At 50.2% G+C, this 16,914-nt stretch carries 16 protein-coding genes; 9 read left to right on the plus strand and 7 right to left on the minus strand.

Annotated elements, in window-relative coordinates; all coding sequences use genetic code 11:
- Positions 1-75 precede the first annotated feature (75 nt).
- Positions 76-348 (minus strand): DNA-directed RNA polymerase subunit omega, encoded by a 273-nt coding sequence (gene rpoZ, locus D9T21_RS00080; protein WP_123323163.1) that lies wholly within the window; start codon positions 346-348, stop codon positions 76-78.
- Positions 349-430: 82 nt separating this feature from the next.
- Entirely contained in the window at positions 431-1,072 is a 642-nt protein-coding gene (gmk, locus tag D9T21_RS00085) for a guanylate kinase (protein ID WP_123323164.1), read from the minus strand.
- Positions 1,073-1,250: 178 nt separating this feature from the next.
- On the opposite strand from gmk, the gene D9T21_RS00090 reads away from it, so the two are divergent.
- The 8 genes from D9T21_RS00090 to D9T21_RS00125 all read left to right on the plus strand — a co-directional run bounded on the left by D9T21_RS00090 (position 1,251) and on the right by D9T21_RS00125 (position 8,088).
- Positions 1,251-1,919: an alpha/beta hydrolase gene (locus tag D9T21_RS00090; RefSeq protein ID WP_123323165.1), complete on the plus strand. Its 669-nt coding sequence runs from the start codon at positions 1,251-1,253 to the stop codon at positions 1,917-1,919.
- Positions 1,920-2,039: 120 nt separating this feature from the next.
- Positions 2,040-2,969, plus strand: coding sequence for a hydroxymethylbilane synthase (gene hemC, locus D9T21_RS00095; protein WP_377908162.1), 930 nt, complete (start codon positions 2,040-2,042; stop codon positions 2,967-2,969).
- Positions 2,970-2,975: 6 nt separating this feature from the next.
- A complete protein-coding gene (locus D9T21_RS00100) occupies positions 2,976-3,689 on the plus strand; it encodes a uroporphyrinogen-III synthase (RefSeq protein ID WP_123323166.1) in 714 nt (237 codons plus the stop codon).
- Between the two features lie 3 nt (positions 3,690-3,692).
- A complete protein-coding gene (locus D9T21_RS00105; protein ID WP_123323167.1) occupies positions 3,693-4,886 on the plus strand; it encodes a uroporphyrinogen-III C-methyltransferase in 1,194 nt (397 codons plus the stop codon).
- Positions 4,883-6,055: a heme biosynthesis HemY N-terminal domain-containing protein gene (locus D9T21_RS00110; protein ID WP_123323168.1), complete on the plus strand. Its 1,173-nt coding sequence runs from the start codon at positions 4,883-4,885 to the stop codon at positions 6,053-6,055. The genes D9T21_RS00105 and D9T21_RS00110 overlap by 4 nt, the downstream gene beginning before the upstream one ends.
- Before the next feature lie 62 nt (positions 6,056-6,117).
- Positions 6,118-7,023 (plus strand): winged helix-turn-helix domain-containing protein, encoded by a 906-nt coding sequence (locus D9T21_RS00115; protein WP_123323169.1) that lies wholly within the window; start codon positions 6,118-6,120, stop codon positions 7,021-7,023.
- A 127-nt stretch (positions 7,024-7,150) separates the two neighbouring features.
- Positions 7,151-7,552, plus strand: coding sequence for a hypothetical protein (locus D9T21_RS00120; RefSeq protein WP_123323170.1), 402 nt, complete (start codon positions 7,151-7,153; stop codon positions 7,550-7,552).
- 8 nt (positions 7,553-7,560) lie between these two features.
- Positions 7,561-8,088, plus strand: a complete 528-nt coding sequence (locus D9T21_RS00125; protein ID WP_123323171.1) for a tetratricopeptide repeat protein — start codon at positions 7,561-7,563, stop codon at positions 8,086-8,088.
- Positions 8,089-8,113: 25 nt separating this feature from the next.
- On the opposite strand, the gene feoB is transcribed toward D9T21_RS00125, so the two are convergent.
- Together feoB and D9T21_RS00135 are read right to left on the minus strand one after the other, a co-directional pair.
- Positions 8,114-9,934, minus strand: a complete 1,821-nt coding sequence (gene feoB / locus D9T21_RS00130) for a ferrous iron transporter B (RefSeq protein ID WP_123323172.1) — start codon at positions 9,932-9,934, stop codon at positions 8,114-8,116.
- A 37-nt stretch (positions 9,935-9,971) separates the two neighbouring features.
- On the minus strand, positions 9,972-10,205 hold the full coding sequence (locus tag D9T21_RS00135) for a FeoA family protein (protein ID WP_123323173.1): 234 nt from the start codon (positions 10,203-10,205) through the stop codon (positions 9,972-9,974).
- 297 nt (positions 10,206-10,502) lie between these two features.
- Here D9T21_RS00135 and D9T21_RS00140 point away from each other — a divergent pair, with 297 nt between their 5' ends.
- Positions 10,503-10,874 (plus strand): VOC family protein, encoded by a 372-nt coding sequence (locus D9T21_RS00140; protein WP_123323174.1) that lies wholly within the window; start codon positions 10,503-10,505, stop codon positions 10,872-10,874.
- 71 nt (positions 10,875-10,945) lie between these two features.
- Here the strand turns inward: D9T21_RS00140 and D9T21_RS00145 are convergent, their stop codons facing one another.
- The 3 genes from D9T21_RS00145 to D9T21_RS00155 form a co-directional block, all read right to left on the minus strand.
- Positions 10,946-14,005 carry a TonB-dependent receptor gene (locus tag D9T21_RS00145; RefSeq protein ID WP_123323175.1) on the minus strand — a complete coding sequence of 1,020 codons (3,060 nt, stop codon included), beginning with the start codon at positions 14,003-14,005 and terminating at the stop codon, positions 10,946-10,948.
- Between the two features lie 473 nt (positions 14,006-14,478).
- On the minus strand, positions 14,479-15,855 hold the full coding sequence (locus D9T21_RS00150) for an alkaline phosphatase PhoX (RefSeq protein WP_123323176.1): 1,377 nt from the start codon (positions 15,853-15,855) through the stop codon (positions 14,479-14,481).
- Between the two features lie 153 nt (positions 15,856-16,008).
- Complete coding sequence (locus tag D9T21_RS00155) at positions 16,009-16,914, minus strand: YcjF family protein (protein ID WP_123323177.1); 906 nt, start codon at positions 16,912-16,914, stop codon at positions 16,009-16,011.

The following is a 16,914-nucleotide window of genomic DNA, read 5'->3' on the forward strand; positions in this document are numbered from 1 at the left end:
CCAACGAAAAACGCCAGTGTTTCTTATAAAAGACACACTGGCGCTGTCAATTTGTGCTTCCGAGGACTACCCGATTTACTGATCAGACAGAATATTTGCAACAGATGCAAACTCAGCGTGTTCCTGATCCTGCTGGTCACGCAGCTCATCTTGCTCAAGGGTTTCAGAAGTCACTAATCCTTTTTCGATTTCGCGCAGCGCGATAACCGTTGGCTTATCATTACTTACATCAACCATTGGATCTTTGCCTTCAGTGGCGATTTGGCGGGCACGACGTGCAGCAACCAATACCAGATCAAAACGGTTACCTACTTTTTCTACTGCATCTTCGACTGTTACGCGAGCCATGAAAATCTCCGATTCGAACAAAAATATTAAAAAAATGGCCGCGTAGTATACAACAAGCCATACTTAATTGGGTAGCAATAAATCACTCAGCGCTTAATAAACTCTCTATTAGCGCCTGGTGACGTACTTTTTGCTTAGCCGTACGTAAACGCTGGGCTTCAACAATGCTGCTTAACTCCTGCAAAGTTTCAGAAAACTCGTCGTTAACCAGCACATAATCAAATTCATCAAAATGCGACATCTCTGACACCGCTTCTGCCATGCGCTTATCAATTACGCTCTGCTCATCCTGGCCGCGGTTAACCAGCCTTTCGCGGAGCGTTTCGGTAGACGGTGGCAAAATAAAAATGCTACAGGTATCGGGCATCAGGGCCTTTACCTGACGGGCGCCCTGCCAGTCGATATCCAAAAACACATCAATGCCCTGACTCAGGGTATTTTCGATGGTAATACGCGACGTGCCGTAATAATTGCCGAATACTTCGGCATACTCGAAGAATGCCTGCTGGGCAATCAGCGCTTCAAACTGCTCACGGGTGACAAAATGATAATGCTCACCATCCACTTCGCCGGGGCGGGGTGCCCGGGTAGTGTGCGACACAGACACCTGCTTCGGATTAAAGTTAACATCCGGCGCTTTAGACAATAGCGCTTTTATCAAACTGGATTTACCGGCACCGGACGGGGCCGCTAAAATAAACAGATTGCCGAGTTGTGTGGTCATAATGGTGTTCTATGCTTCATTTTTATGATGATGTTATACGGCGAAAGTGTAGCACACTCGGCGTCGACATAAACGCCGCAACAACAATATTCATCAATACCGGTCAGACCATTGTACCTGTGGTCGGTGAGTGTTAATTTTAATCTGTGATAACAATAGCAAAAGGAACTATCGGTCAATGAGCAGTGCACTACCTTACATCGAAACCAATCCGGTCTCAGAGATTAAAGCCACCGTTATCTGGTTACATGGGCTGGGCGATTCCGGCCATGGTTTTGCGCCAATCGTTCCGGAGTTAAGATTACCCGATGCCCTGGGTGTACGTTTTGTGTTCCCCCACGCGCCAGAACGCCCGGTCACTATCAACGGCGGCATGCGAATGCGCGCCTGGTACGACATTAAGTCCATGGATTTCGATAAACGCGCCGATCTCACCGGGGTCAGAGAATCGGCCGAACAGGTAGAGCAGCTAATCGAAGCAGAAATCAGTAATGGCGTTCCGCCAGAAAAAATCATCCTGGCTGGTTTTTCTCAGGGTGGCGTCATTGCGCTGCATCTTGGCCCGCGCTTCAGCAAATCACTGTGCGGGATTATGGGACTTTCAACCTACATGTGCCAGCCGGAGTTACTGGCCAACGAAGCCCATCCGGCCAATCAACAAACACCGGTCTTTATGGCCCATGGCGAAATGGACGACGTGGTCCCCATCGCAATGGGCAAAGCCGCCTACGATACGCTCACAGCAAATCAGTACAATGTCAGCTGGCAAAGCTACCGCATGCAGCATAACGTCAACATGGATGAAATAAACGCCATCAGTCAATGGCTGCAAGCGCGCTTGGCATAGATCAAATACAGGCGGTATAACATCGCCTGTGTCTGCAAAATCGTTTACACTTTGCGCTTTAGCGCCGCTGAAACAGAGCAGGCGTAATGATTGAATTCAAATTTAAAGGCGAATATTGCATTGAAGTCTTCCCGCACTATCCGAATTGCCACCCGTAAAAGTGCCCTGGCCATGTGGCAGGCCGAGTATGTTCAGGCACAGTTATTAAAGCATCACCCCGAGTGCAAGGTGGAGCTGGTTCCCATGTCGACCCAGGGCGACCGTATTCTTGATACGCCACTGGCAAAGATTGGCGGTAAAGGTCTGTTTATTAAAGAGCTCGAAATTGCCATGCTGGAAGGGCGCGCTGATATCGCCGTGCACTCCATGAAAGATGTGCCGGTAGAATTTCCCGCAGAATTTGGTCTGCATGCTATCTGCCCGCGGGAAAATCCGTTCGATGCCTTTGTATCCAATACTTATAACAACATTGACGAATTACCAGCCGGTGCCGTCGTAGGTACCAGTAGCTTGCGTCGTCAGTGTCAGTTAAAGCACCTGCGCCCGGATTTGGTTATTAAAGACCTGCGCGGCAACGTAAACACGCGACTGGCTAAACTGGACGCCGGTGATTACGATGCCATTATTCTGGCCTGTGCCGGTCTTATCCGTCTGGGTATGGAAAACCGCATTACCCAGCCTATTCCCCAGGAGCAGTCGTTACCTGCAGTGGGGCAGGGCGCTGTTGGCATTGAATGTCGCAACGACGATGCCGAGCTCATAGAGTTACTGGCTGCTCTTAACGATGCCGACACCGCTTCTCGGGTAATTGCAGAACGCGCCATGAATGAACGCCTTGAGGGCGGATGTCAGGTACCTATCGGGAGTTTTGCTACCCTTGCGGATGACACGCTGTCGCTTACTGGTATGGTAGGCTCGGCGGATGGTCAAACTCTGTTATACGCGAGTACCCAAGGCCACCGCGATAATGCCGTTGCACTAGGCAAAGAGGTTGCTGAGTCGTTGCTGGAGCAGGGCGCCGGTGAAATCTTAAAGGCTTTGCATCAGTAAACCGCTATGTATCTAATCACCCGGCCGCTGGCAAAATTAGCCACCACTGACTCGGCTTTTACCGAGGCCGGGTTGTCGGCCAGTGTGATTGCCTTACAGCAAACCAAAGAGCTCCCGGCTGGTATTGTCCGCTTACAGGATTTGCTGAAAGCTCATCCGGATGCCATTGTCATCGTTACCAGTACGGCGGCCGCCGCACCGCTGGCGGCGAATCTGGCTGGTGATATCGTTAGTCAGCCGCTGATTGCCGTCGGTCAGAGTACCGCTAACATCCTTACCCACGCTGGTTTAAACCCGATCGTCCCTGATAACGAAAATTCAGAGGGCGTACTCGCTTTACCTTTGCTCAATGATTGCGCCAATAGGCACATTTTGTTATTAAAGGGTAAAGGCGGGCGCACCACAATCCCGGAACAATTAACCCTACGCGGTGCCAGGCTAAACGAGGTGGTTCTTTATGAAAGAGTGCCATTAATCCCCCCCGTATTTAGCCGGACCTGTAACTGGACACAACTGACAGGCATTATTGCCACCAGTAGCGAACAGGCCCAGGCACTATTAAAACAATTTAATACCCAGCCGCTAACCGGTGTAAAATGGTTGACGGTCAGTGAGCGCATAGCGCAACAGCTTCATCAACAAGGCATCCGGCAAACCGATGTTTGTCCTAAAGCCAGCAACGAAGCGCTCATTACATGGATTCAGCAGAATTGGGAGTGATATATGGCTGATCAGCAGCAACCAAACCAAGAGCAACCCAAGCAGTTGCCCGACACAGCCAGCGCCAAACAATCTTCGGCCAAAGCCGCTGCGCCCAAAAGCTCACCAGACAACCCTAAACCTGCTCAGTCTGCACCGCCCAAAACAGCCAAAACTGGCCTGCTGTGGCTGGTCACTCTGCTAAACCTGCTGTTACTTGGTGGCGCGGCCTATGGTGGATACTGGTACTTCAATCAGCATAGCGTTACCCAAACCAAACTCGACACGCTGCGTAGCGAGCTAAATACTGAGCTTGGCCAGAAACACAGCCAGATGACCAACCGTGCAGCAACGCTGGAACAACAAATCAGTGCCCAGTCTGAGGCAACCCAGGATGTACTGGACGGTGAAGCAGCTCAGCAGGCCACTGTAGAGCAACTGGAAAATCAACTACAAGGCGCACTGGCGCAGATTCAGGAATTAGATGGCCGCCGGCCCACCGACTGGCTAATAGCCGAAGCCGATTATCTGGTGCGCATGGCCGGGCGTAAAATGTGGCTTGAAAAAGATCTGCGCACTGCCATTATGCTGCTTGGTAATGCCGACCAGCGCTTAAAATCATTAGCTGATCCATCGGTTCTGCCGGTAAGAGCTTTAATCGCCCAGGACATTCAGGCTCTTCAACAGGTCAACCCGGTATCGGAAGTGTCAGTCGCGCTGGCCCTCGACGGCCTGGTTAAACAGGTTGATAAACTGGCCATTATCACCCCCAAAGAAGCCAATGAATTTACCAGCGACGAAGTCAGTGACTCCGCCAGCGACTGGAAGCAAAACCTGTTGAATGTGTGGCGCTCACTGGTGGATGACTTTATTCGGGTTGAATATCGTGACGAGCCGGTTGAACCCATGATGACCGCTCAACAGGAATGGCTGTCACGCGAGCAAATAAAGCTGGCCCTGCAACAGGCGCAGGCCGCCGCTCTGGCCGGCGAACAGGCGCTGTATCAGGCGTCGATTGAACGCGCTGCTACCATCATCAGCGACGACTACATTCAGTCAAACAGCGACGTATCAGGTTTTCAAAGTGCCCTGAGCCAACTGAAGAACACCGATATCAGTAAAGCTGTGCCCACCGAGCTCAGCTCCCAGGCGGCGCTTGAGTCGCTGCTCGATAGCCGGGTAAAACGTGTGTTTGGTGAAGGAGCCAGCGCACTATGAAAAAGCTAATTTATATTTTAGTCATCGTGGCGATATGCCTGGTCGCGATGATTGCAGCGCCGTCATTAGTGGGTGACAAAGGCTATGTGATGATTCAGATGGGCAACCTGGTTTTAGAAACCAGCGTTGTCGCCCTGGGTATCATGATATTTATTGGCCTGGTAGGCTGGATCATTATCTCAACCTTACTCAGCCGTACCTGGCGACTAACCAAACTGTCGGGCAGCTGGTTTGGCAACCGTTCACGGCGCAAAACACAAAAAGCCTTTTATCGCAGTATTCAGGCCCTGGCAGAGGGTGACTGGGATGCCGCCACTAAAGCGGCGGATCAGGCCGAGAACGGCGAATTTGAAGGGGTAAATTATCTGGTTTCAGCGCAGGCTGCCGTGGCCAGAGGCCGTAAAGACACTGCCGAGCGCAAGCTAAACGAAGCGGCTGATTATGAGAGTTCGGCACTGGCCGCCAGAGTAACACTGGCGCGAATGGCGCTGGCCGAAGGTCAGCCTGGCGACGCCTTAAAAGAGCTGGCTCAGCTCAGCGACAAACAACAGGCCACTGCACCAGCCATCAAGTTAAAAGTGCAGGCGCTGGCCGAGTGTAATCAGTGGGCCCAACTGGAAGAAGAGCTGGGCAGCTATAAAAAAGTGCTCGGCGATGACTACGCCAAATGGTCTAAGCAAATTGCCAAAGGCCGGCTGGCCGAAGTGGCCAGTAAACAAGGGGCCATTGCCCTCAAATCGTTCTGGGATAACCTGCCACGCAAGCAGCGCAATGATATTGGCTACCAGGCAGCCTACGCCGAGCAATTGCTTACTCAGGGCATGCATCAGGAAGCCCAAACCGTATTACTGGACTGGCAAAAGCGCGGCCCCCAACCACAACTGTTACCGCTGCTTAAAGGCTTACAGTTACCTAATCCGGCACCTGCCATTAAGGCGCTGGAAAAATGGATCAAGGCTGACGACGAGAATCACGAGCTGTATATGGTGCTCGGTCATGTAGCTTATAACGCCGGCGACAATATGCTGGCCGACAAAGCACTGCAAAAAGCCATGAAACTTAATCCCACTCAGGAAGGTTTACTGTTGCTGGCCGAAATAAACGAAAAGGCCAATAACCGCGAGTCGGCGATGGCCTTTTACAAGCAAAGCCTTAACCTTAAACAGTAGTTTGGGATCGGGATAAAACACGCACCCGATACCAGCCTGATTTTGGCTTTTTGAGTAGGCTTATGAGTCGATTTAATATCGTTTTAGTAATCTTTGTGACGATGCTGGAAATCGCACCACGGCTTGCTCTGGCATCCCCAAACGACACCGAAATAAATGAATACCTGCAAAGTGAGTTGCAGCATATCACAACCTTAAGTGAGCGCAGTGATGTAGCAGGTACCAGACTGTACATTTCTGCCTCGCCAGTTATCAATAGCGCGATAATTTGGCAAGCTGATGGTAAACAGCGCTACCCGGCTACCGCACAAGTACTCCATGTAATGGATCAGCCTGTTATTGCTGCCGAAAAGCGATTAAAAGCACTTGCAGAACTCGCCCGTCCCTGGCGGGCAGAAAAGGCAGATGCTTCGGGCGCCGAATTATTTTATTGCTATCGGACCCAGCAGATCATCTGCGCATTGCTTAATGTCGAACAACTGGCCGCTGTACTTTCTGTTTCACCTGATGAGCTCAATCAGCAACTCACACTTGCCGATACTGAAGTACCAAATCGTACCTGGGTCGTAGCCGCTTTGGCGATACTGGGGATATCAGTAAGCGGCGTTTTATTCTGGCGCCGCCAGCAACCAGCAAAGGCAAGCCAAACACTTTCTCGGGAAACCGGTTTCAGGTTGGGCGATCTGACTATCTATCCGAAACAACTGCGTGCTTTAAGGCAGGACTTAGCCATCGACCTAACAGACCGGGACGTAAAGTTACTTCGGCATTTTGCCAGTCACCCTTGCGAAGTTATCACTAAACAAGAATTATATGATGCAGCATGGGGCCGGGAATTTATGCCTAATAGCCGCGCGCTGGAACAACACATAATCACCTTACGTAAAAAACTCGATCCCGAAAAGAAGCTGCCACCGGTAATTGAAACCGTACACGGCCAGGGATACCGATTTAGCCCTCCCGCATAAGCCTTTATCATCATTTTTACTCCAATCTTGCAAATTTCTTGCGAATAACTTTGCGTTTTCTGGCATACCCGTTTGCCGTTTAGTGTGCAATGAGCTGGTCGATTAACTAGCAACAAAAGGTATCACAATGTCATGGATTGGAATTTGGTCAGAACACGCACAAACCTACCTGTTGGTAATAACGCTTATCACGTTTTTTGCTTTCAGCCTGCCGCTTTTTTTTAAGCCTTGTCTGTGGGCAAAGCTTTTACTGTGGAAGGTCCCTGATGACACGCACCTGACCATATACTTCGGAAGGTGTCTGGGAGCCTTTGCCATTGTCACCAATATTATGTTTATGCAAGCGGCTCTTTATAATCTTGGGACGCCCTTTATTCTGCAGTTTTTTATACTGTTTTGTGGCTTGATGGTGATTGTACACATCTGGGGCGCAGTCCTGCGTATTCAGCCTGTTACAGAAACCATTGAAACAGGCTTCTGGGTGTTGTTACTTATCCTCAATTTTCTGTTCTATCCTGTTCAGCAATAAGGGGCTAAATGATGAAAATCTTAAATTACGTCATGGTGCTGATGATTTTCATGCCTCTGCACAGTGGAGCTCAATTTCTGGATGGCGAGATCGACGAATATGGCGGCGTGTTAAATCCTACGGATTTTTCCTGGCATTACTATCAGGAACAAATGGACCGCTTTCCACAGCGTATTGGCACGATCTGCTATAACGCCTACTTGCTCGACAAAGGGGGCTTACATAGTGATAGTGAAAAGTTTTTCATCCAGTGTGCGCAGCGAGGTTCGACTTCGGCAATGATCTATTTAGCACTGCTTTACGAACAAGGCACCATCAGGGAGCCACAACCAGCATTATCAACCCAGTGGCTGGCTAAAGCTGCCGATGCAGGTAACCCGATTGCTCAGTATCATTATGGCATGGCACTGATTAACGGCGTAGGGATAACTGAGCAACCGCAAGCGGGCATACAGTGGATAGCCAGGGCAGCTAAACAGGGAGAAGCGTTAGCCATAAAGCATCTGGCGAACGCTCGTTGCCTGAATTGCCAGTAGTTCTGCTAAGGTATTAAGCGGTCTGTTAAAGCAGACCGCCAACCTGATTGACGGCAACGGCAATGATATATGCCAGCAGCCCGTAAGCCACATATAAGCCCCAGGAGAGCTTGCTGCTGCCACTTTCACCTTTCAGCATGGCTACCGTTGCCACACACTGCAAGGCGACCACGTAGAACAGCATAAGGCCGAGACCGGCTTCGGTTGTCATACCGTCAGCCTGTACGCGCTCGGCAAGACCAGCCACATCTTCATCTGCGCCTTCAAGGCCAAACAGAGTACCCAACGCGCCAACAAAGACTTCACGGGCAAGGAATGACATCAGTATGGCTACACCATAACGCCAGTCGAGTCCCATGGGAGTGAAGATCGGCTCAATAAAGTGACCAATCTGGCCTAACCAGGAATCCTGCAGTGTGGAGTTCAGTGGGAAGTAGCCCAGGATCCAGATGCCTACAGACACCATAAAAATAATCGGACCGGCGCGCTTAATAAACATAATGCCGCTGTTTAATACGCGTTGGAACAGTGGCTTCCAGTGCGGCAAGCGGTACGTTGGCAGCTCCAGAATGAACGGCATATCGGTTTTTTCCAGATCCCGGGGTAAGAAGCGATTAAGGATCTGACTGACCACCAGGGCCATGAAAATACCAAAGAAATACAGGCCAAAGAAGGCCGCGCCCTGCATGTTGAAAATGCCCAGGAAAGTCTCGTTAGCAGGCACCAGCACTGCCACCAACAGAGCATATACCGGTAAGCGTGCCGAGCAGGACATCAGCGGAATAGTCAGCATGGTAATCAGGCGTTTATGCGGTGACTCAATGGTTCGCGCTGCCATGATGGCCGGAATAGCACAGGCATGGCCGGATAAATACGGAATAAAGCTGCGGCCGGAAAGGCCGAAGAAACTGAGCGGCCGGTGACACATTAACGCCGCCCGGGCCAGATAGCCGGAGTCTTCCAGCAGGCCAATGATCAGGGTTAACACCATTATCTGCGGGACAAACACCAGGAAGGAACCGAAGCCTCCGAAGATGGCGTCGTTAATAAAATCGTGAACCACGCCTTCTGTAGTCACCGCGCCAACACCGCCGGCCAGGGTTTCGATAAAGCTTTCTACCCCGTCCATTAACGGCGTAGCCAGGGTAAAAATACTCTGGAACAGCACAAACATTACCGCGATAAAGATAAGGCCGCCGGTCCAGTTGTTAAGCATGAAGTTATCGATGCGGTTCTGGTTTTTGAGCACGATGTCGTGCTGAATGCCGAAATCCCGGGCCAGTTCCTGACTGCGCTCGGCGGCTTCTGCGTGAGGTGTGCCGTTGGTTGTAGCGTAGCGCTCTGGCTCACCAGCCATGCCGAGCAGGCTTTGCTTAAACTCGTGTAAACCGTCTAACGAACGGGCCGACAGCGCCAATACCGGGCTGCCCAGCGCTTTTGATAAACCGTCGGTATCGATGGTCTCGCCAACCCGCTTTACTTCGTCAATAAAGTTCAGGGCAAACATCACCGGCTTGTTATGCTCAAAAGCGAGTCGCTGTACCTGCAGGCCCATCACCAGGCTTTGCGCCAGACGTGTGGCGTCGAGCACCACCAGCACCATCGAGGTGTCATCGTCGGCAACTGAGCGTTTAATTTCATCGACTGCGATCACTTCATCGCGGGTAAGACCGTTCAACGAGTACGCGCCGGGTAAATCTACCAGCTCGAACTTGTCACACTTACCACGCGTGATCTCGACAGTGATTCCTGGATAGTTAGCGACTTTCTGGCGTAACCCGGTAAGCTGGTTAAACAGCAAACTCTTACCACAGTTGGGTTTACCTACCATTAAAATGCGTTGCATGAATACGGCTGTCCTGAATCTAGACTAACTGGATATTTCAGTCAGTGGGGGAAATATGAATACGGGTGGCCAGGTCGTGCTCCATGGCAAAAACACTTCCACCTAACTGCATGACCATTGGCCCACCTAAGGGACCGCGTCGGATACACTGGACATCACGGCCTGTGGACAGGCCCATTTCGCTAAGGCGGGCTATAATCTGTTGATCGAGGGAGGCGTCAATTTGAGTCACCTTGGCAGACTTTGACTTACCTAATTCCCATAACGTCATACTAAAAACACCTAATCAGTGGCACCTGCTGGCCAAAACTGTGCTGCGGTCATACCGCGCACCACTTAAATAACAATCATTCCCATTTAGACTACCAGAATTTGACCAGTCAGGCTATAGCAGACCGGGTTTTGTTAGCCGTCGGCAGACGATTTGTTGAGATTAGTTCGTTTTGCCCCATATGTCTTGTAGAACAAAGACCTTATCAGGCCTGATAAATATTCATTCCGTGCTCTGAGGTCTTGCTCTAAACTAGCTTACAAGCCAATGGGGCCTGTTAATAACAAGGAATTTTACATGATTGCTTACACTATCGTTGGTACCAACAATATTGAAAAGGCCGCTGCCTTTTACGACGAACTGCTCAGTCTGGCAGGCGCACAACGCGCTATAGACGCGCCGCGCATGATTGCGTGGGGCAATAACCCTGCCGCGCCAATGTTCGCCATCGCAACCCCTTATGATGAAAAGCCAGCGACCGTAGGTAACGGTAGCATGGTGGCAATTGCAGCTACTGATCCTGATCAGGTAAATGCGTTTTATAGCAAAGCCCTTGAGCTGGGTGGCACCACAGAAGGTGAGCCCGGTGTGCGCATGGATGCCTACTATTGTGCCTACGTACGCGACCTCGACGGTAATAAACTGAACTTTTTTTGCATGGCAAAATAAACTGCACTCATAAAAAAAGCCACCTCAAAGAGGTGGCTCAACCGTCGTGAGTCAACGAGGTTATACGGAAATCAGAACTTCACGCCTACAGCCAGTTGGACACGGCGTGGGTTGTAGTATTGACGTGGCGTACCAAACAGATCAGACACAACATATGGGTTGTAGCTATAGCCAGTTTGCTTGTCGAACACGTTGAAGATATCAGCACGGAAACGCGCGGTGTAACCTTCAACAAATTCCCAGTTTTGCGTATAGCTTAAATCCACCTGCCAGTGGCTAGCGCCACGACGACCACCTGCCGGTTCAGCAAAACGGCTGGTACCTGATGAATAACCGTAAGGGGTACCATCCCACGCAGTCCAGGCTTCACCCGACTGGAACACAAAGTACGCACCAAACACACCTTCCCAGTCAGCAGTATAGGTACTGATCACTTTTACTTTATGCGGCTTATCACCAATCATATTACCGTAGCGGTTATCCCATACCATGCGGCCGCGGCCGTCACCGTAGTAAGATGAACCGATAAAGGTGTTGGCATCGTTAGTGGCAGTTGTGTTGTCCTGGTCGAAGTTACCGTAGTAGTGGCTCCAAACGTAAGAAGCGTTTACATACCACTTATCATTCTGGTACTCACCTTCGATACTCCATTCCCAGTACTTGGTCTGGCCGCCATCGACTTCAGCAATGACGTAAGACGAACCACCCACTTCCTCGCGCATGGCGTCGAGGTTAGGAATGTACAGGCCTTTCTCAGCGATATTGGCCGGTACACCACCGAAATCACCGTAGTCACCGTACAAGCGAGCACCGTTAGGCATATCTTCCCAGAAGTGACTGCCGTAGCGATAACGTAAGTGCGAGCGTACAAACAGCTCGTTAGTTACCATTTTAGTGGTACCAATAGTAAATTCGTCGATGCGACGCGGACGCATATTGTCGGCGAAGAATTTACCTGACGAACCAGGTGCACCACCGGCATCCACATAATCACCATTCTCATCAAAACGTACTAACAAGGTACGACGAGTATTGCGGTCCCAGGAAGCTGCCCGCGCCAGTGAGCTGGCATTCGGGTTGTAGCTGGCATAGTTAGCAAACACGGTAGCCGATTCTTCGTATTCCCAGGTTACGCCCAAACGCGGCTGGATCATGTCTTTCCAGTCCGTCTTGTACATTTCGTATTTCTCACCCGGCGCTAACTCGTAGCCTGAGATATTGCTACTGTTTTTACGCAGGCCCTGACCATACAAGGTATCGCGACTGATCATGACGCCGATATTATAGGTAAAGTCACCGTGTTCGATTTCATCATTGATTTCAAAATCAATCGACTCTGCATAGGAGGTAATCGATGATACTGCACTACCATCCTGGACCAGACTCATTTGCTGGATAGACGCTTCGTAAAATACGTTAGTTAAATCCGTATCACCGCCATCAGCACCAAGACCACCAATATAGCTGATAGAACCCCAGCCATTAGACAGGCGTGACAGATCTTCTTCCAGTTCAGACCAGCGTGCACCAAAGTGCAGGAAGTGAGTCATGTCACCGGTGTAGATTTCAGTATCGAAACCGACCTGGAAAGACTCACGGGCGAAATCCTGATTATTGATAGTAGAGTATGCCCCTACGCCGCCACCGCCACGCAATTCACCGTCATCGCCCACATAACCATACTGGGCAACCAGCGGCGCTGCACCAGCGTTAAAGGCATCGATAGCAGCGATTTCTTCAGCGGTTGCACCATCCGGATAGTCACGAACGCTAGGCACGCCAAAGTAACCCATTTGTACCAGGTTATTGATATCCAGCGACTCACCGAGTACCGGTACTACATCCAGCATAACGTCTGGCGTCGAGCTGCCTTCCTCAGTATATTTCGCGTATTTGAAGGTCAGGCTGGACGTATCGCCAAGCAGCCAGGAACCGTCTACACCGGTAATTGTTGTTTTATTGTCGCTTCCGTAAGAAACGCTGTCAGTCTCGAATTCACCGATTGACTGACCTTCGCCATCACGCTCTGACACGCGTTGACTGATATTCAGCAGGATATCATCGGTTGGCGCCCAGGTTACCTTACCGAAAAACTCATCCCGCACACTCTTATAAGGTTTAGCCGGGCCATAAGCAGTTACTTTATTCTCACCGGTCACTTCCGGACGGAAGTATGAACCGTAAAAGAATAACTGGTCTTTTAAGATGGGACCACTAACTGAGCCAATAATCCAGGAGCGGTCAACATCACTGATAACACCATCTACAGGCGTAGACGTAAAACCAGAGTTTTGCAGACGATACTCCAGGCTGGCGTGGAATTCATTGGTACCTGATTTAGATGCCGAGTTTACTGCAAAACCACCGGAGCGGTTAAAACCAATCGCTTTAGCACCACCGCGATCAACAGAAACATACGCAATATCGTGAGTGGCCGGTTCAGATGATAAGTTACCGAACATCGGTAATGACAAGTCCACACCATCTAAAGCATAGCTATTATCAACACCAGAACCACCGGCTGCGGGGCCGAGGATACCGTTCTCACTGTATTCCACACCTGGTAGAATTTTCAGCATGTCACGGTAAGACTGACCGATTGGCATATTCGCGATAACGTCTTCGCCAAACGAGTTAGTCAGCGATGAATCACCTTCAGTAATAATTGCCGTACCGTAAACTTCGATACGCTCTGTCTGCGCAGGTTCAAACGCTAGATTAACCACCGACGCCTGCTCCAGCAGTACTGTGGTATTGGTTTTACGTACCGAGCCGTCCGGAAAAGTAAAAGTAATATCGTAATTGCCCGGGATCAGGTAAGGCAGAGTAAATGTTCCGTCCGGACGGGTAGTTGCCGAACGCGGCTTAGGCATCACATCACTGGTAACAACAACCTGAACACCACTTACAGCTACATCACCGCCAGGCGCTGTAACCGTACCTTTAATACTCCCCGTAATCTGCTGAGCCTGAACGGGTGCGCAAATACCTGCAGCCACTGCACCGGCAAACATAACGGCAGCAGTAGAGGTTGAACGATTTTTCCAGGATTGACGAATTGCCTGGCGAATCTGACCAGACAGATACTGCCCGGCAAATTTCGCCTTAATTGACGTGAGTTCCTTATGCATGAGTGTGACCCTTTTGCTGTTTTTAGTGCGGCTAAATTACCATTTATGGTCAACATTTAACCCACAGCACGACCACACGTCAAGAATAATTTTTTCTAATTATTCATATTTTTTGAAATATTTTATCTCAGATCAAGAATAATTTTCTGCTCAAAGCTTTTATTTATTCTGCTCTAATATAAAACTCCCCGTCCTGAATCCCGTTCATGTCGAAAACTCATTAAAAAATAACCAATAATACAAAATTTAACCATATAAATTCATGAGCTTAAAATTTGAACGGCCGCTAAAAGCAAAAAAATTATTTATATCAATGTGGCGGTTAATCAGCGCATCATTATTCGTAAACGTGATTAATTATTACGCAGGAATAGGATATTGATAGGAATAAAATATTAATTATTCCTAATAAACCGGCTAAAATTATTCCAGATTTAGCACGGCAGCCGGGTTGGCTGCCGCGTTTTGAACGCTTAAGCGTTGAGGTGATTCCAGGGGCCCGAAATCGCCAGGGTTTTGGTGGGAGAATAAAGGTTTACAAACAGCGTTTTGCCAGCAGGTGAGAAACACGCACCGGCCAGTTCGGTTTGCAGGGCCAGTTGTGCAAAAGGATAAATCTCACCGGCTGGCGTTACCCCCCTTAAATGATTATCCACAATGGCGGTGTACTGATCTTCACAAATAATCAAATGGCCATTGGGCGTAACCGTAAGGTTATCACCGAAGTTAAGCAGTTGGCTGTCAGCACTTTCAACAAATAGCTGCAAAGCACCCGGTGCATCACTTTCTCCCGGGCTGCCCTCGTAAGCAGAAGGTTTGTAAGCCATGACCTGCCCCAGCTTTTTGTGCCCGCCGTTAGTGCAGCAGAAATACAACCGGTCTTCGGCCCAGTGAATGCCTTCGCCGCGGGCAAATAAAGCGGCACCGGCCTGATACCCTTGCTTTCGCAAATCATCTTCGGCACTGTCGGGCGAAGCGATATCCACCCAGGTAGTATTCAGCCACTCGCCCACGGGCATTTCCCGTTTGCTCCAGTTGCGTGAATCAAACTTCGGATAGCCTTTAACCGCCAGCGCCTGCAATTTACCACCAGCGGCCAGATTGCCATATTCGTTAGGAATTAAGCGATACAGTAAACTATCGCCGCGGTCTTCGGTGAGATAGACGATACCGGTTTCAGGGTCAACACAGGCCGCTTCATGGTTAAACCGGCCTAACGCCTTAAGCGGCTTAGCCTCCACCAGTTCGTTTGCGGTGGCAGGGACTTCAAACACGTAACCATGGTATTTATCGCCATCATCGGCGGGTGTATCCACGCTTTCTTCACAGGTGAGCCAGCTCCCCCAGGGAGTAACACCGCCAGAGCAATTTCGTACCGTGCCTACCAGACTCAGGTATTCCTGCTCTTTGATACCGGTCTTCGTATTGTAAACAAGCGTGGTGGTACCGCCGGGCAAGGCTTCGTTGCGTTCATTGTTATCGTAAGCCAGGGCAGATTTGAACGGCGCAGGTTGGCCGGGCCCGAATTCAGCTAAATGCTTGGGCTGTAACTCGTGGTTACGGATCAATGCAACCCGGTTTTCATCGAGTGGTAAACAGCCCATCCCGTCGGCGCGATCGGGGACCTGCAAGCCATCATCCATCTTATCGCCGAAAGAGGATAAAACCTGATAAGAAAAGCCTTCAGGTAATGCCAGTATGCCGTTCGGATCTTCAATCAGCGGGCCATAACCGGCACTGGTCTTCATAGTAATATTGGTTGCAGCCATAGGCTGGCGGAAAAGGCCGCCTGACATACCGGCAGCTGCCAGAGTTCCTAAGGCGACGGTAAACTGTCGTCGAGTAATCATGATGTTCCTTTGTTTTGCACGGCCATTTTTATTTTTTATGCTACCTCAGTAACATGTCTTTAGAATGACAAAATGGGTGTTGGTTCCTTCCAGACAACGGCGTAAACGCCCAGTACGCTAATTTTGCCGATAAACTACGCGCTAAACCGATGGCTACTTTTCTTCTTCCAGTAAGCGCATCAGGGTTTTACCCAGTCGAACGTTCAGTGCGCCGGCAGCCACGGCCTCGGCAGAGTTTTCCATTAACTTGGCGGCCAGTGAGCCACTGAGCTGATTGGTCATCTCATCGGTGGCTAAATCAAAAATGCTCTGCGCGGCCAGGTTCTGGGCAAGGATTTTCATCAGTTTCCAGTTGCCGGCGGTGGCCGGGCGCAGGCCGTACACTCTGGCCACCCGCTTGATGGTGCGCATGCTGATCCATAAAATCATCAGCGACTGAATTAGATGATTCGGGCTAATAAACGCCATGCTGCCGCTGGCCATGGATTCCTTTTTCACCACTTCACTGGCTTTTGCTTTCACCGGCTGTGCCACAAATTGGCGGTACATTTCTACAATTTCGGCACTGGAGTGGTCGGCCTTTAACAAGCCGGTAAAACGCTTGTAGCATTGTTCGGCATAACTGTGGCGGGTAAACTGGCTGGCATGTAGCTGTAGTGCATCCAGCGTTGCCTGCCTGGCGTCGTTGCGCGCCAACTCCGAGAGTTTTGGCCGGCGGTGGATAAACTGCGTCACTTTGCGATAGCCCCGCACCTCGCCAAGGGTCATGGTGGATACACTCAGCACAAAAATACCCAACACTGCGGCCAGCACCGAAGTAGCTACCGGCGAGGAAGCAAAGTTACTTTCAATAAACGTCACCGCCTCAAATAAGCTGAAACCCACCACGCAGCCGATACCTGAAAGCAGCGCCAGCCACTTGGCAGAAAAGCCCCTGGCAGGTTCAACAACAGTTAACGGCTCAGCCTCCCGCTTGGCCGGCATGGCATGATCCGGCGGTTGCATATCAATTTCCGTTTGTGTGACTTTGGAGCGATACGTTTTTTCTGTGGTGCTCAC

Origin of the sequence: Marisediminitalea oceani (assembly GCF_003731635.1) — a bacterium.
GTDB lineage: Bacteria > Pseudomonadota > Gammaproteobacteria > Enterobacterales > Alteromonadaceae > Alteromonas > Alteromonas oceani.

Coding starts and splice junctions, on each gene's coding strand:
- rpoZ (WP_123323163.1), bottom strand. CDS start 348: ATGGCTCGCGTAACAGTCGAAGATGCAGTAGAAAAAGTAGGTAACCGT.
- gmk (WP_123323164.1), bottom strand. CDS start 1,072: ATGACCACACAACTCGGCAATCTGTTTATTTTAGCGGCCCCGTCCGGT.
- D9T21_RS00090 (WP_123323165.1), top strand. CDS start 1,251: ATGAGCAGTGCACTACCTTACATCGAAACCAATCCGGTCTCAGAGATT.
- D9T21_RS00100 (WP_123323166.1), top strand. CDS start 2,976: ATGTATCTAATCACCCGGCCGCTGGCAAAATTAGCCACCACTGACTCG.
- D9T21_RS00105 (WP_123323167.1), top strand. CDS start 3,693: ATGGCTGATCAGCAGCAACCAAACCAAGAGCAACCCAAGCAGTTGCCC.
- D9T21_RS00110 (WP_123323168.1), top strand. CDS start 4,883: ATGAAAAAGCTAATTTATATTTTAGTCATCGTGGCGATATGCCTGGTC.
- D9T21_RS00115 (WP_123323169.1), top strand. CDS start 6,118: ATGAGTCGATTTAATATCGTTTTAGTAATCTTTGTGACGATGCTGGAA.
- D9T21_RS00120 (WP_123323170.1), top strand. CDS start 7,151: ATGTCATGGATTGGAATTTGGTCAGAACACGCACAAACCTACCTGTTG.
- D9T21_RS00125 (WP_123323171.1), top strand. CDS start 7,561: ATGATGAAAATCTTAAATTACGTCATGGTGCTGATGATTTTCATGCCT.
- feoB (WP_123323172.1), bottom strand. CDS start 9,934: ATGCAACGCATTTTAATGGTAGGTAAACCCAACTGTGGTAAGAGTTTG.
- D9T21_RS00135 (WP_123323173.1), bottom strand. CDS start 10,205: ATGACGTTATGGGAATTAGGTAAGTCAAAGTCTGCCAAGGTGACTCAA.
- D9T21_RS00140 (WP_123323174.1), top strand. CDS start 10,503: ATGATTGCTTACACTATCGTTGGTACCAACAATATTGAAAAGGCCGCT.
- D9T21_RS00145 (WP_123323175.1), bottom strand. CDS start 14,005: ATGCATAAGGAACTCACGTCAATTAAGGCGAAATTTGCCGGGCAGTAT.
- D9T21_RS00150 (WP_123323176.1), bottom strand. CDS start 15,855: ATGATTACTCGACGACAGTTTACCGTCGCCTTAGGAACTCTGGCAGCT.